The following is a 15018-nucleotide window of genomic DNA, read 5'->3' as shown; positions in this document are numbered from 1 at the left end:
TCACAGCTCAGCCTTCGTCTTAGTCGATCACCAAACCCAATGTGTTTTTGTAGCACCGACATGCCGTAGGGATGGCACCGATTCTGCGGGGATCTGTCGGTACCCGATGCTTCGATGGCGGTATGTCACGACTCGACGAGGGGTTCCCGCCTCCCACGGCCTGTGTGCAGTGGTGTCAGCACCGCAGTTACGACCTGCACGTCCTCGACGACGGCGTGGAGGTCGACCTGGATTGGTGGAACGGCCACCTCGACCGCGCAGGCCACGATCTTCGACTGCGCGGACGCAACCTCGACGGCGAAATCGTCGAATACGGCGGTGCCACCGTTCAGCGGAACGATCTACGGATCGGCACCGATCTGGCTGTAGGCGAACACGATTCGCTCGGCCTACTGTTCCTCTGCGCAGCGTGGCAGGGCAGCCATCGACACCGCAGAGCGATGCGACGATTCCCGGATGTCATGAATCCGCACCTGAGCCGTCCCGACGAGAACCCCGTCGCCAAGACTCTCGCGGTGCTCGACAGCTGCGTCCGTAACCGTGCCGTGCCAGACCATCCGAACTCGACATGGTCTGGATGGCCCGATGCGCCCGGTGTCGGAATGTCCCTGATGGCCACGTTCCTGTGGGCCGTAAAGGCATCGGTGTACGGCGGCCCCGCGCAGCTGATCGATCAATACGGAGTCTCGACACTCATCCACGAAGGGTGGCTCGAAGATCCGTCCGTGACCGGATTCACTCGTCGCCGCTACGACCGCTACGTCGAACTCATCACCGCATGGGCCACCGACATCGGCACCAGCCCCGAACTCGTCGAAATGTGGCTCGTTCAGCGCTGGAGCGCCCGACTCAACGAAGCACGGAACGGCCGCTACACCGCACCCACGTTGTTCTGAATCAACCTGCAATTCATAACGATACGAGCATGGAACTTTTCGCAGTACGGCGACCAATGCCACACATCACGGCACCAACAACACACCCAAGCCGGGGATCAGAGCGTTCGACGCATCGGGATTCTCGCGGTCGTGGGTCACCGTCGCAAATACCGGACCTGCACCCGTTCGAGCCGTCACCTCGGTCGGCAGGCGGTAGGCCTGCGAACCACCCTGATTGGCCGGCTGCGTCCGATCGATCTCGTCGTTCCAATGGCGCAGCCCCGCAGAACCCACCTCACCGGTCGCCAGATTGCGCCAATTGACCGTCAGATGCCGGTAAGCGAACTGGTAGTAGTACGGCCGGATGTCGGCGGCCGAGAAACGCACCTCACCCGGCTTCTCCCCGACCACCGCGCGAATCGGAATGGTCTGGATCAGCCCGCCGGGAACGCCTGCAGGGACGAATTCCGGCCCGGTGACGACAGGCACCTGCAGTACCGACTCTTGCGGCGCAGCGGTTGCAGTTCCGGCACCTACGCCGAAGGCCAGGGGGACGGACAGCGCCAGGGCGGCGACTCCGCATCGGATCGATGTCCTCATCGAGTTTCCCTTCGTAGGTGCGATCACGGCACGTAGATCAAGCCTTTGCCCGGGATCAGCGTGTCGACGTAGGGCTCGCCGTCGTAGTAATCGCGGTAGTGGGTCACGGTGATCTCGACCCACCCACTGCCGGTGGGCAGAGCTACTTCGCGCGGGTACTGCTCACTGTGTAGCGGCGGCAGGTCGTTGGGCGGGCTCGGGTTGGGGTTGTCCTGCCAGTGCCGCAGTCCCGCGCTTCCACGGAAGCCGATGTCCCAGTTTCGCCAGTTCACACCGAGACTTCGGTACGGATACTGGTCTGCATACGGCGCGATATTCGCCGCGGACAGCAGCAGAACACCCGGCTCGGTACCGACCGTGCCCTTCATCGGAATGGTCTGGAACAGCCCACCGGGCACTGCGCCCGGTGCGATCTGGAAACCGGTAACGACCGGAATCTGGAGCAGAGTGGTCTGCGGCGCTGCCGCAGCCGTTCCCGCGCCGATGCCAAAAATCAAGGGAACGGTCAGTGCGATCGATACAACCGCTCGCCGCAACGTCTTTCGCATACAGCACGCCTTCCGATACGTCGCACAATGGAATACCGGGTTCGCTTGCGACACCGGACCGAGCACTCGAGGTCGAACCTGAAGCATCGAGCGCTTCTGGGTTCGTTTCCCGACCCACCCTCGCAGCAATCACGACAAAAGGACCACTTGTATATCGATTCGTGACGGGGTCGTGACACGAAAGACGTTAACAGACCACTTGGCCCGTTCGATTCTCTGATCAGAGGTGATGCACTGTGCAGACGCCGGTGAGGACGAACAAAATGAGTCGAGTCCGCAGAGTCGTGGCCACGTGCGCACTGATCGCCGCTACCGGTTTCGCAGCCATCGCCTGCGGATCCGAGGAACCCACAGGAACAGCGTCACCGCCCACCACCAGTGCGGCCGCAGCGCCGTCGGCCAACGGCTACACCGACTCCGACGGTGGTAGCGGCCCTGGGCCCACCGGTGAGATTCCTTACGTGACTGCGCTACCGACCATCCCCGTCGAGCAAGGCGTCCCCGCTGTGCCACCTGCCCCGAACCGCGACGACGTCAACGTCGATGCCCGCGATTACGAACAACCCGGCGGTCAGTACTTCTTCCAGTCCCCCAGCGGAAACGTGTTCTGCGGCTTCAACTCATCCAACGCACCCGGAACCATCGTGGGCTGTCAGGTGCGCTACTCGGTGCCGGGAAACACCGGACGCGAGTGCGCCAACGCCGCGAACAACACCTACGGGGTGAAGATCAACCAGGACGACACCGTCGAACAGATCTGCACCAACCAGGGCATCTTCGTCGGAGATCCGAGCAGCGGAGAGCCTCGAATACTCGAATACGGCCAGGTCATCGGAGTGACCGGCACCTTCTGCCGCTCCACCGAGGGCGGCATTGCCTGCTACAGCGGCGACCACGGTTTCGTGATCTCCCGCGACATCAACATCGCGTTCTGAGAACGGCTTTCACGCGAGCTGGTTCCGACGGGGCTCGGTGACGAAGTCGTCGAGATCGGCCCGCCTCGTCATCTCCCAGTAGTCGACGATGCGCCATGGCAACGTGGAGACCACGCGTCCGGCGTCGTTGCGGTACCAGTTGTCCATGCCGCCGTGCGACCAGATCATCTTCGCGTGCGCCTCGTCGTGCTTGCGGACGTATTCGGCTTCCACGTCGGCCTTGCACTCGATGGCTCCGATTCGCTTGTCCACCATGTCGATCAACACATCGACGATGTAGCGCACCTGGCATTCGGCGATGGTGATGTAACTGCCGCCGTGGCCCAATACCGTTCCTGGACCGCAGGTGATGAAGAAGTTCGGGAAGTCCGGGACGGTGATGCCGAGATACGCGTGCGCATCTTCCGGGCCCCAGATATCGCGGATGGATTCCCCCGAGCGTCCGCGCACGTCGATCGGCGTCAGCAGCTTGTGGGTCTCGAAGCCTGTCGCGAGGATCACCACATCGACCTCGGCCTCCGAACCGTCCTGCGCCACAACCGAGTTGGCGGTGATGGACGAGACGGCGTCGGCGATGAGGGTGACGTTGTCGCGTTTGAGCGCTGCGTACCAGCCGTTGTCGAGAAGCATCCGCTTGCCGAAGGGCGGGTAATCGGGAAGCGACTTCTCGATGAGGTCGGGTCGACCGTCGAGTTCGGCTTCGATGTAGCGGGTGAATACCCGCCGGTGGGCGTCGTTCATCGGGTTGATCGAGCGTTGCGGATGCTCCCATTCGGGATCGACCTGCAGCGAGCTGTGCACACGATCGTTGAAGTTCCAGGCCAGCCTGGTCCGATACCAGAGCCGGTACAGCGGAACAACGTCCATCAAGTAGTTGGCGTCGTCGCCCATCTCGGTGAAGTACACGTCGCTCGACGACACCCACTGCGGCGAACGCTGAAAGACCGTCGCATGCCCCACCGTCGACGCGATGGCCGGCAGCACCTGCATGGCGCTGGCCCCGGTGCCGACGATGGCGACGCGCTTGCCGGTCAGATCCAGATCGGCCGGCCAGTTCGCGGTGTGGAAGATCGGGCCGTCGAACGACTCGAGCCCGGGGATGTGAGGCACCTTCGGCCGATTGAGCTGACCGGTCGCGGTGATCACCACGTCGGCGGTCAGCGTCTCGCCGTCGACTGTCGTGACGGTCCAGCCCTGGCGCTGCGCGTCGTACTCGGCGGTCGCCACCTCGGTGTCGAAGCGAATGCGTTGGCGCAGATCGTGTTCGGACGCGACATCACTGAGGTACTGCCACACCTCGTCGCGCTTGCCGAAGTGGGTGCTCCACGCCCGCGGCGCGAAGGAGTAGGAGTACAGGTGACTGGGGGTGTCGACGCCGGCACCGGGGTAGGTGTTCTCGAACCAGCCGCCGCCCACGTCGGAGTTCTTCTCCAGCACAACGTGGTTGATGCCTGCCTCATGCAGCTTGATGGCGGCGAGCATTCCGGAGACACCGGCACCGATCACGATGACCGACAGATCGTTCGGCGCGGCCACCGGAGTGTCCGCGGCGGTGAAGCCCATGTCTTCGGCGACCATGACGCCGAACTCGGGAGGGACCTGCTCACCGACGGCCACGCTGATCATCTCGACGAGGTGCTCCGAGTCGGGTGAGGGCACCGCCATGGGCGCACCCTCGTGGAACGCGCAGATCGCGTCGAGTGCTGCGGAGCGGATGTGGTCGGCAACTGCGTCGTCGAATCCGCCCGTGTCGTTGTTGTCCATGCCCCGACTACGCGTGGGGCGATACGGATCGGCGAGCCACATGGGATCGCCGGTCAACTGATAGAGCACCGCCACCAGCGTGGGCAGGTTGGCTGCGGTGAGAGCCCGCGAGAGTCGGTCCCGATCGACCCCACCCACGGTTTCCGCTGCCGTTGCTGCGTCTGTGGACACCGGTACCTCCTGTTGCGCGCTGCTCCATCCGACTCCGACAGCTCAACTAACCACGGTTAGGCAATTTCGCGCAAGGGATTCGCAATCTCGAAATTCACAGCAAGTCGAGCCTTGACAATGTGGCCCACGCCACACGATGCTTCATGGCACTACCTAACAGCGGACAGGCGAAGGGAAACACCCATGGAACTCACCGAGGCGATGCGCACCACCGGCACCTGCAGGCGGTACCTCAGCGATCCTGTTCCCGACGAGGTGTTCAAGGCCGCGTTCGACGTCGCCCGCTTCGGCCCGCAGGGCGGTAATCGTCAGCCCGTGCGGTGGATCGTCGTGCGCGACGCCGCCCGCAAGCAGGCTCTCGCCGATCTCTACCTGCCGATGTGGGACGCCTACTTCGCCGGCATCACCGGCGGAACCGTCGCCGTCGGCGCATTACCCAAGACCGTGCAGGACGCCGACTACTTCGCCCGCCACCTCCACGAGGTGCCCGCCATCGTGGTGGTCTGCGCCGCGCTGGACGGACTGCACCCCACCGACCACGAACTCGGCCGACTCTCCGTCGTCGGCGGCGCGTCCATCTATCCGACCGTCCAGAACCTGTGCCTGAGCCTGCGCGATCAGGGCGTCGCGACCGCGGTGACGACGTTGCTGTGCCACGAGGAGCCCGCCATCCGCGAACTGCTCGGGATCCCGGACGACTACATCACCGCCGCGCACATCGCCGTCGGCTATCCCGAGAGGTCGTTCCCGCGCAAGCTCACCCGTGACCCGGTGGAGCAGATCGTTGCGGCAGAGACGTTCTCGCAGCCGATGTTCGACTCCGCTGCGCTCTCGCCTGCACTGTAAAACCACGCATCTGAAGGAGTCCGCCGTGCCCGGTACTGCTATCCACCACCGCTCCCCGATCGGCCGCGCCACCATCGGCGATCAGCTACGTCGCCATGCGCGGACTCAGCCGAACAAGGTCGCGTTCATCAGCTACGCAGCGGACGGCACCCGCGAGGTCACCACGTACGGCGAACTGGATTCTCGCGCAAACCAGTTCGCCAACCTGCTGGTCGATCTCGGAGTGACTTCGGGCGACCGCGTCGCATCGATGGCACGCAACAGCGTCGACGTGGTGGTGGCGTACTACGGCACCCTCAAAGCGGGTGCGGCCTTCACCGGCATCAACGTGATGTATCGCGCGGCCGAGGTGAAGCACCAACTCGAACACGCGGAACCGACTGTGGTGGTGGCCGATCCGGCCTACGCCGAGATCATCTCCTCGGCGAAGCCGGAGACCACCACCCTGGTGACGTTCGGCACCGAATACGCCGCACTGACGGCGAACACCCCGTCCACCGAGCCGGACGTCGACATGGACGAGAACGACGTCGCGATGGTCATCTACACCTCCGGAACCGAAGCGGCACCCAAGGGCGTGATGATTCCGCACCGCAACTTCCTGATCTCCACCGCGCCCGCGTGGAGCTGGGGCCTGCGCACGGGACCGGAGGACACCTGGCTGTTCGTCATGCCCTTCCACACCATCGCCGGACTCGGCTCGATGACCACCCTGACGCTGATGGGTGCCACCCTCGTACTGCCCGCGACGGTCGACCCGGCGCAATCACTGCGCATCATCGCCGCCGAGAAGATCTCCGTCATCGCGCAGACTCCGACGTTCTACCTGGCCCTGGCCCGTGACGCACAGTTCGGCCCGGAGTCCGTGAGTCAGGTTCGGCGCTGCCTCACCTACGGTGGCCAGGTGTCACCGCACACGATCAGCGCCTGGGCCGCCGCGGCCCCCGAGGCCATCTGGGGCACCTACTGGGGACAGTCGGAACTCTCGCAGCTCGGCTCGGTCGGCTGGTTCTCCACCCTCGACGACATCCCCGACGGCGACGCGTCGTGGATCGGCAAGCCCGTGACCCACCTCGAGATCAAGGTGGTCGACCCCTCGGGCAACGAGAGCGAGATCGGTGAATTGCTCTGTCGCACTCCGTCGGTGATGCTCGGCTACTTCAAGGACCCCGAACGCACCGCCGAGGTGTTCCGGGACGGCTGGGTACACACCGGCGACATGGTGCGCATCGACGCCGACGGCAACCTGTTCTTCTACGATCGGATGAAGGACATGATCAAGTCGGGAGGGATGAACGTGTCGTCGCAGGAAGTGGAACGCACCATCCACACGCACCCGGATGTGTTGCGTGCCGCCGTCGTCGGAGTCCCCGACCCGTACTGGTCCGAGGCCGTGACCGCCTTCGTCATCGCGCGCGACGGGGTGACCGCCGACCCGGCCGCGATCATCGAGTACTGCCGCACCGAGTTGGCGTCGTACAAGGCCCCGAAGTCGGTACACTTCGTGGCCGAGCTACCCGTCGACCCGCAGGGGAAGATTCTCAAGCGTGAACTGCGACTGCTGGCGGCGGTGGAGGAGACCGTATGACTCAGCCCGAAGCTGTGACTCCACTCCCTCGGCAGATACGTACCCGGCAACGCCGAGAAGACATCGTGGCCAACGCAGCAAATATCTTTGCGCGTGAGGGCTATTCGAACGTGGGGATGCGCGATATCGCCGACGCCGTCGGCATCAAGGGTGCCAGCCTCTACCACCACTTCCCGTCCAAGGAAGACATCCTGTTCGCGATTTGTCTGACTGTCACGCAGGAGCCGGCCGAGGAGAACCTGCCGCTGCTCGACGCGGCCGGAACCCCTACCGATCGCCTCTCGTCACTGGTGCGCGCGCACCTGGTGCATCTGAACCGGCGACGGGTGGAGTACATCGTCGGCCTGCACGAGTTGGCCTCGCTCATCCCCGAACACCGCACCGTCATCGAGGATTACCGCCGCCAGTACCAACGACGTGTCCGCGACGTCATCACCGCCGGAATGCGCAGCGGTGAATTCACCGTCCCGGATGCGCGGCTGGCGTCGTTCGCTCTGACCGACATGCTCAACGGCATCAGCAACTGGTTTCACGACGGCGGCGAGCTGAGCATCGAGGAGGTCGCCGACAACTACGTCGAATTGGCCGTTCACCGCATTCTCGGGGCATCACATGACAATTGACGGTCACTGCGAGCCCCAATTCGCGGCGGTGCGTGACGCACTCGCCGCCAACGTCGAGAGCGGAGCGGAACTCGGCGCGTCGCTGGTGGTCGACATCGACAGCCACACCGCTGTCGACCTCTGGGGCGGCTACCGCGATACCGAGCGCCGCTCGCCGTGGGAGTCGGACACGATCACCAACGTGTGGTCGACGACCAAGATGGTGACGTGCCTGGCGGCGTTGATGCTCATCGACCGTGGAGTGCTCGATCCCGATGCGCCGGTCGCGACCTACTGGCCCGAGTTCGCGGCCGCCGGCAAGCAGGAGATTGCCGTTCGGCACCTGTTGTCGCACACCTCCGGCGTCTCGGGCTGGGACCGACCGTTCAACGAAGAGGACCTCTACGACTGGGAACTCTCGACCTCACGACTGGCTGAGCAAGCTCCGTGGTGGGACTCACGCGCCACATCGGGGTATCACGCGGCCAGTCAGGGCCACCTGATCGGCGAAGTCGTCCGCCGGGTCACCGGAAAGTCGTTGCGGCAGTTCGTCGCCGACGAGATTGCCGGTCCCCTCGGAGCCGACTTCCAGATCGGTGCCGCCGAAAGCGACTGGGATCGAATCGCCGATGTGGTTCCGCCGCCCCCGCCGACCGACGATGCCGTGCCCGACCCGACGATGGTGCGTCGCAGGACCTTTCTCGGACCGTTGGTGCAGGCGTCGTCCGCGAACACCGCGGCATGGCGCGGCGCGGACATGGGCGCGTTGAACGGGCATGGCAACGCACGGTCGGTTGCAAGAATCCTGTCGGTCATCTCCCGCGGCGGAACCGTGGACGGCGTACGGCTGCTGAGCCCGGAGACGATCGACTCGATCTTCGAGGAGCAGTCCAACGGAATCGATTTGGCGCTGGGAATTACGTTGCGCTTCGGTCTGGGCTTTGCCCTCCCACAGCACGAATCGATTCCCTACATCCCCGACGGCAAGATCTGCTTCTGGGGAGGTTGGGGCGGATCACTCACCGTTCTGCACCCGGAGTCGAAGCTGACCATCTCCTACGTCATGAACCGAATGGGACCCGGAATCATCGGCTCCGACCGAGCGGAGCAGTACGTGCGGGCGGTGTACGCCGGAATCTGCTGACAGTGCGTATCACCGACTCCGAGCGGCCGAGGACCGGCTATGGCGCGAGCAAAGCCAACGGAATCACCGCGATACCGTCCTGTCGGCGGTAAGCGTGAGGACCTGTCGTCACTACGATCGCGTCCCTCATTCGACTGCCCACTGCGCTCCGAAGCCACTTCAGATGTCGGACATCGTGGTCCGTGATATCGGGCGAGACTTTCACCTCGATGCCGATGAACGATCCATCGCCTTGCTCGACGATCAGATCCACTTCGGCAGTCCTGCCACGGAAATGAAACAGCCTCGCCTCGTTCGCTTGCGCGTACACCTCGAGGCTTTGCGTTACGAACGACTCGAAAAGGTGCCCCAATCTGACGCCCGCCGAGCCGCCGGGCGTCAACAGGGACTCAGCTGTCACGCCGAGCAATCGAGCGCACAGGGCTGGGTCCACTAGATGGTGCTTAGGTGCCTTGGCCAGCTTCCCCAACGAATTATCCTGCGGCAACCATGCTTCTACGTCATGCAGCATGCGCAGGCGACTGAGCACATCGCGATAGTTGATCGATGTTTGACGGGTTGGCTTGTGGGTCGCACCCGGCGTTGCCGCATCCCTGATCGACTCCCAGGATGCTGTGGTCGACGTGGCTGCGGCGTATGCAGTCATCCAGGCACGAAGGGATTCCGGACGTCGAACCACGTGGCCTTGCTCCGGAAAGTCGTGTTCGATGATCGCGTGCAGGTAGCCGTCCAAAGCTGCGCGATTCGCGCGACCGGCGAGACGACGGATGCCAGGGAAGCCGGAAACCAGCACTTCTTCGATGTAATCGCCGAGCACGGTCTCGGTCGAACCCGAAATAGTCACCTGCCGGGGAGACAGCAAGTCCTTCAGGGATACAGCCGAATCCGACGGCCAACGTTCGGCGAAGCTCAGAGGCCACATTCGTACACGGACAATTCGGCCTGCACCGGAGTGGACGACAGCGTCGGAAGGCGGCGCGCTTCCCGTCAGCAGAAATTGCCCACCCGACGCATCGTTGTCCACGGCTCTGCGAACCAGATCCCATGACGGCGGGAATCGTTGCCATTCATCGATAAGCATGGGGCGCGCCGATCTCGCGAGCAGATCTGGGTCCGCAGAAATCAGCTGCCGATCCACCGCGTTGTCGAGTTCGAGAACCGACTTCGCACGGCGGGTGGCGGTAGCGGTCTTGCCTACGCCTTTCGCACCGTCGAGGTTGATGGCGGCGAGGTGAGGGAGGAGGTCGTCAAGCTCCTCATCCACGATTCGCGGGACGTACATGGCACTGGACACGCGGCCATCATACAGATTCACCCTCGTCTATCATCCATTTTTCACGCCATCTACTGGACAGATTTCCCATAACCGGCACACCCGGTGGTTCGATCCACGTGCCCTAGCGTGCGGGGACCGTGATTCCTCGCGCGTCGAGGATGGGTCGAACACCTTCGGCGAAGTGGTACGCCTCCTCGAGGTGTGGGTAGCCCGAGAGGATGAACTCGTCGAATCCGGCGTCGTGGTACTCGCCGATCAGGTTGGCAACTTCCTCGTGCGACCCGACCAGAGCCGTACCGGCACCGCCGCGGACCAGGCCGACTCCGGCCCACAGGTTCGGGTAGATCTCGAGGGAATCCTTGCTGCCGCCGTGCAATGCGGCCATCCGACGCTGTCCCTCGGACTGCGAGGACGAGTGCAGCGCGTGTGCCGCAGACACCTGCTCCTCGGGAAGCTCGTCGAGCAGCTTTTGTGCGACGGCCCAGGCCTCTTCGGAGGTGTCGCGGCTGATGGTGTGCAGGCGAATGCCATAGGTGAGCTTGCGGCCCTCGGCGTCCGCGAGCGCCTGCACTTTCTCGATCTTGGCGCGGGCGTCGGCCGGCGGCTCGCCCCACGTCAGATACGTCTGGACGTGCTTGGCCGCGACGGCGAGTGCGGGATCGGAGGAACCGCCGAACCAGAACTCGGGCAACGGGTCCGGGGCCTCCGACACGCGTGCATCTGCGACCTTGAAGAATTCGCCTTCGTGGTCGACCGACGTCTCCGTCCAGATCCGATGCACCAATCCGAGAAATTCGTCGGTGCGGGCGTAGCGCCGATCGTGGTCGATCCAATCACCGAACCGACGCTGCTCGACGTCGTCGCCCCCGGTGACAATGTTGAACAGCACCCGACCTTCCGAGAACCGCTGCAACGTCGCTGCCTGTTGCGCCGCCAACGTGGGCGGCGTGAGGCCGGGACGGAAGGCGACGAGGAACTTCAGCCGTCGGGTGCTTTGCAGTAGAGCCGCCGTGGTCAGCCAGGCGTCCTCGCACCACGTTCCCGTCGGAGTCAGCACCCCCTCGTAGCCGAGTCGGTCCGCGGCCTGAGCCACCTCCGTGAGGTACCGCAGCGACGGACGACGGAACCCGGCAGGTTCGACGATGTTGGCCGACGCGTGAGATGCACCGACGATGGAGCGGCCGTCGCCAGCGGTGGGGAGGAACCAGAAAATGCGTGCGGTCACGAGTGAACTCCTACGACGTGGTGGGTGATCAGTTGGCGGAGGCGGTCGCGGCGGCGATGGCGTCGTTGTAACGCGTGTCGACGAAGTCCTCGAACGTGTTGCCGCCAGGGATGCTTCCGCTCTCGACGAATACATCGAAGAGCGTCTGCTCGGATTCGATCACGTTGTCGTCCAGAGCAATTGCGGGTCGCTGGCTTCGCCCCTGCGCCAATTCACCCGCGGCCGGGTCGATGCCGACGGCCGTGGAGTATGCCGCCGCCCACTCTCCCGGATTCTTCTCGGCCCAGGCCGAGGCCTTGGCCAGACGAACCACGAAGTCCTGCAGCGCGGTGTTCTTCGCGGGATCGTCCAGAGCCTGCTGCGAGGCAATACCGAAGCCATAACCGTTGGCCACACCCTCGGCAGTGGTCAGCGTCTTCGAGCCGTTCTGCACCTGCGCGATCGCGGTGAACGGATCCCAGATCGCCCAGGCATCGACCTCGCCCGAGGTGAATGCCGTCAGCGCATCGGCAGGCTGAAGGAACACCAGCTGAACGTCGTCGGTGGTCAAGCCGGCCTTCTGCAACTGCAGCAGCACGTGGCCGTGCGCCGAACTTCCCTTGCCCACCGCGATCTTCTTACCGCGCAGGTCGGCGAACGATGCCAGAGTCGAATCCTGTGGCACGAGAATCTGATCCCCGCTCGCATCGTTGGTATAGGCGGAGACGACCTTGATGCGTGCATTGGCTGCAACCCCGAAGACGGGGGGCGTGTTGCCGGTGACCGCGAAGTCGATCTGGCCGGCCGTTGCCGCCTCCACCTGAGGCGGGCCGGAAGTGAAGGTGGAGAACGCAACATCGTAGGGAGCGGAGTCCAGCTCACCCGATGCGCGCAGTAGGGCTTCGGTGCCACCCTTCTGGTCGCCGACATCGAGGGTGACTGTGGCGAGTTGGTCGTTCGAGACCAGTTCCGGGGCTTGGGTGTTGGTGGTATCGCTACCACGCGAGACGCAACCGGTGAGTCCGACGACCGTCAAGGACAGGGCAGTGAGCACACCGAGTGCGCGCAGAGAGCGAGGACGAGCATGTGACGACATGTGTGAAAGATCCTTGTCAGGTGCCGAATTGGACGGTCAGTGAACTCCGAGAGCTCCTAGCAGATGGGTGCGAAGGCGGGAAAAGCCCGCCGTTCCGCGATCGCGGGGGCGGGGCAGATCGACGGTGACAGTGTCCGAGACTGCGCCGTTCTCGAGCACCACAACCCGATCGGCCAGCGCGATCGCCTCGTCGACATCGTGCGTGACCAGGAGGATGCCGAAGCGGTGCCGTCCCCACAGGTCGAGCAGAAGTGACTGCATGGTCAGTCGCGTGAGTGCGTCGAGCGCGCCGAACGGTTCGTCGAGGAGCAGCAGTTCGGGCTCCCCCACCAAAGCCCGCGCCAGCGCAGCGCGCTGAGCTTGCCCACCGGACAATGTGAGTGGCCATGCGTCTCGCTTCTCGGCCAGCCCCACCTCGTCGAGGGTCGCGTCGGCAGCAGTCAATGCTTCGTTGCCGGTGACGCCTGCGGTGTTCAGACCGTAGGACACGTTCTGGCGAACCGATCGCCACGGGAACAGTCGTGGTTCCTGAAACGCGACTGCAGGATGTCCGGCGACGTGCCGCTCCCCTGTGTGGTCGGTCGACAGTCCGGCCAGGACACGCAGGATGGTCGACTTGCCGGAGCCGGATCGTCCGACCAGCGAGACGATTTCGCCGCGCTCGATGGACAGGTCGACACCCTTCAACACGTGGCTGGATCCGTAGAACTTGTCGATCCCGTGCAGGGTGGCGACGGAAGTCGTCGTCGTAGTCATGGCTCACGCGTCCAATCTGTAACGGAGGGCTCGTTTTTCGAGGATTCGTACGATTCCGTCGGTGCCGATTCCCATCAGCGCGTAGACGACGAGCCCGAAGATGATGGTGTCCACACGCAGGAAGTCCCGCGCATTGTTGATGATGTAGCCGAGCCCGGATTCGGCATTGATCTGCTCGGCCACGATCAACGACAGCCACGCGATGGCCAACGACTGCCGAAGTCCCACCAACAGCTGGGGCGCGATGCTCGGCAGAATGATCGTTGTGAATCGCTGTCGCCACGAAAATCCCAGTACAACGGCAGTGTCGAGAAAGTCGCGATCGATCTGCCGGATGGCCGAGAACGTGTTGAGGTACAACGGAAATGCCACTCCGAGAGCGACGAGCAGAATCTTGGGAGTCTCGCCGATTCCGAACCACAGGATGAACAGTGGGATCAACCCGAGGTGTGGGAGTGCACGCAGCATCTGCAGCGGCGGGTCGACGGTTGCTTCGGCGAGCTTGGACAGTCCGACGAGCGCCCCGAGTGCCACCCCGATCAGCCCGCCCAGCAGGAGTCCCTGAACCACTCGCGTTCCGGAAATAGCCAGAGCGTCGGCCAATTCACCGTTGCGCAGCAATTCCAGACCCGCGTCGAAGATCAGTGACGGTGCGGGGAGAACACGTTCGGAGAGGACTCCGGCAGCACTGGCGATCTGCCAGAGGACGAGGAGGACGATCGGCGACAAGGCGCGCAGGAAGGTCCATCGGTATCGCTGCCACAGTGGCGTTTTGGACGAGGCGGAAACCGGGTCGACTTTCGGTACGACGCTGCGCCGCGTGTCCACAGGTCCCGCGGGAGCGGCGTACGACGTCACGACCATGTTCACGTGCCTTCCACTTGATGAAGATCAGCTTCGACTCACCACCATCCGTTACGAGAGGGGTACGAGACCAGGGTTCGAATCAGCGTGAATCTAGGTCGGGCAGAATCGGACATATGACAGTCGAGCCCATCCACACCGAGCGCCTGACCCTTCGTCTGTACGAACCCGACGACGCAGACAGGGTTCTTGCGTACTACAGCGACCCCGAGGTGTGCCGCTATCTCCTGCACGAGGCCTGGACGCACGCCGACGCCGTTGCAGCGGTGGGTAAACGGATGAAGCGATCCGGATTACACACTCAGGCGCTCGCCATGGTCGTCGAACACGACGGGACGGTGGTGGGCAACGTCGAAGCATGGCTCGTTGACGGTTCGCCGGCACTCGTCGAACTCGGCTGGACGTTCTCCCCTGCCGTGGCCGGTCGTGGTTACGCGACCGAGGCGGTCGATGCGTTGATCGAGCACGTGTTCTCACTGCCCCAGATCCACCGGGTCACGGCGCAGATGGACGGACGCAACGACGCGTCGGCCCGGTTGGCCGCCCGGGTCGGGATGCGTCAGGAAGCGCACTTCCGCCAAAACTGGTGGTGCAAGGGCGAATGGACCGACACGCTCGTCTACGCACTGTTGCGCGAGGATCGCTGACGCACATCACGCGACGTTCACCTCCGCGTCGGTTCCCCGACACCGGCCGGTGACCGCGGTGCGACAGTCTCGGAAAACTTCACTTTCCGAACTCTGGGA

General features: G+C 63.9%; 15 protein-coding genes. 7 read left to right on the top strand and 8 right to left on the bottom strand.

Translation table 11 applies throughout. The annotated features are described in order from the left end of the window. The first annotated feature begins 122 nt into the window (after window positions 1-122). Entirely contained in the window at window positions 123-896 is a 774-nt protein-coding gene (locus E4P29_RS16830; RefSeq protein ID WP_135046350.1) for a hypothetical protein, read from the top strand. 66 nt (window positions 897-962) lie between these two features. Here the strand turns inward: E4P29_RS16830 and E4P29_RS16825 are convergent, their stop codons facing one another. Together E4P29_RS16825 and E4P29_RS16820 are read right to left on the bottom strand one after the other, a co-directional pair. Beyond that, entirely contained in the window at window positions 963-1478 is a 516-nt protein-coding gene (locus tag E4P29_RS16825) for a hypothetical protein (RefSeq protein ID WP_245154372.1), read from the bottom strand. Between the two features lie 23 nt (window positions 1479-1501). Beyond that, complete coding sequence (locus tag E4P29_RS16820; RefSeq protein WP_135046349.1) at window positions 1502-2026, bottom strand: hypothetical protein; 525 nt, start codon at window positions 2024-2026, stop codon at window positions 1502-1504. A 263-nt stretch (window positions 2027-2289) separates the two neighbouring features. On the opposite strand from E4P29_RS16820, the gene E4P29_RS16815 reads away from it, so the two are divergent. Next, on the top strand, window positions 2290-2961 hold the full coding sequence (locus E4P29_RS16815) for a hypothetical protein (protein ID WP_135046348.1): 672 nt from the start codon (window positions 2290-2292) through the stop codon (window positions 2959-2961). 9 nt (window positions 2962-2970) lie between these two features. Here E4P29_RS16815 and E4P29_RS16810 read toward each other — a convergent pair whose 3' ends face one another. Next, a complete protein-coding gene (locus tag E4P29_RS16810; RefSeq protein WP_209205443.1) occupies window positions 2971-4896 on the bottom strand; it encodes an NAD(P)/FAD-dependent oxidoreductase in 1926 nt (641 codons plus the stop codon). Between the two features lie 183 nt (window positions 4897-5079). Between E4P29_RS16810 and E4P29_RS16805 the strand changes: the two genes are divergently transcribed. From E4P29_RS16805 to E4P29_RS16790, 4 genes are read left to right on the top strand one after another with little or no spacing between them, the layout of a single operon-like run. Continuing rightward, window positions 5080-5742 carry a nitroreductase family protein gene (locus E4P29_RS16805; RefSeq protein WP_135046347.1) on the top strand — a complete coding sequence of 221 codons (663 nt, stop codon included), beginning with the start codon at window positions 5080-5082 and terminating at the stop codon, window positions 5740-5742. A gap of 25 nt (window positions 5743-5767) precedes the next feature. Then, entirely contained in the window at window positions 5768-7330 is a 1563-nt protein-coding gene (locus E4P29_RS16800) for a class I adenylate-forming enzyme family protein (RefSeq protein ID WP_135046346.1), read from the top strand. Continuing rightward, window positions 7327-7953 carry a TetR/AcrR family transcriptional regulator gene (locus E4P29_RS16795; protein WP_135046345.1) on the top strand — a complete coding sequence of 209 codons (627 nt, stop codon included), beginning with the start codon at window positions 7327-7329 and terminating at the stop codon, window positions 7951-7953. Before E4P29_RS16800 ends, E4P29_RS16795 begins: the two co-directional genes overlap by 4 nt. Next, window positions 7943-9076: a serine hydrolase domain-containing protein gene (locus E4P29_RS16790; protein WP_135046344.1), complete on the top strand. Its 1134-nt coding sequence runs from the start codon at window positions 7943-7945 to the stop codon at window positions 9074-9076. The genes E4P29_RS16795 and E4P29_RS16790 overlap by 11 nt, the downstream gene beginning before the upstream one ends. Before the next feature lie 37 nt (window positions 9077-9113). Here the strand turns inward: E4P29_RS16790 and E4P29_RS16785 are convergent, their stop codons facing one another. The 5 genes from E4P29_RS16785 to E4P29_RS16765 all read right to left on the bottom strand — a co-directional run bounded on the left by E4P29_RS16785 (window position 9114) and on the right by E4P29_RS16765 (window position 14272). Continuing rightward, entirely contained in the window at window positions 9114-10370 is a 1257-nt protein-coding gene (locus tag E4P29_RS16785) for a DUF4143 domain-containing protein (protein ID WP_245154371.1), read from the bottom strand. A gap of 103 nt (window positions 10371-10473) precedes the next feature. Continuing rightward, window positions 10474-11577, bottom strand: coding sequence for an LLM class flavin-dependent oxidoreductase (locus E4P29_RS16780; protein WP_032384806.1), 1104 nt, complete (start codon window positions 11575-11577; stop codon window positions 10474-10476). A 28-nt stretch (window positions 11578-11605) separates the two neighbouring features. Continuing rightward, window positions 11606-12652: an ABC transporter substrate-binding protein gene (locus E4P29_RS16775; RefSeq protein WP_135046342.1), complete on the bottom strand. Its 1047-nt coding sequence runs from the start codon at window positions 12650-12652 to the stop codon at window positions 11606-11608. Window positions 12653-12688: 36 nt separating this feature from the next. Continuing rightward, window positions 12689-13408, bottom strand: a complete 720-nt coding sequence (locus E4P29_RS16770; RefSeq protein ID WP_135046341.1) for an ABC transporter ATP-binding protein — start codon at window positions 13406-13408, stop codon at window positions 12689-12691. Window positions 13409-13411: 3 nt separating this feature from the next. After that, the gene (locus tag E4P29_RS16765) at window positions 13412-14272 is read right to left on the bottom strand and encodes an ABC transporter permease (protein ID WP_135046456.1); all 861 of its coding nucleotides are present in this window, start codon (window positions 14270-14272) and stop codon (window positions 13412-13414) included. Window positions 14273-14388: 116 nt separating this feature from the next. On the opposite strand from E4P29_RS16765, the gene E4P29_RS16760 reads away from it, so the two are divergent. Further along, on the top strand, window positions 14389-14919 hold the full coding sequence (locus E4P29_RS16760) for a GNAT family N-acetyltransferase (RefSeq protein WP_135046340.1): 531 nt from the start codon (window positions 14389-14391) through the stop codon (window positions 14917-14919). Window positions 14920-15018 lie beyond the last annotated feature (99 nt).

The organism is Rhodococcus sp. 1R11 (assembly GCF_004563845.1).
Classification (GTDB): domain Bacteria; phylum Actinomycetota; class Actinomycetes; order Mycobacteriales; family Mycobacteriaceae; genus Rhodococcoides.
This window is presented reverse-complemented; position numbering and strand designations above follow the sequence as displayed.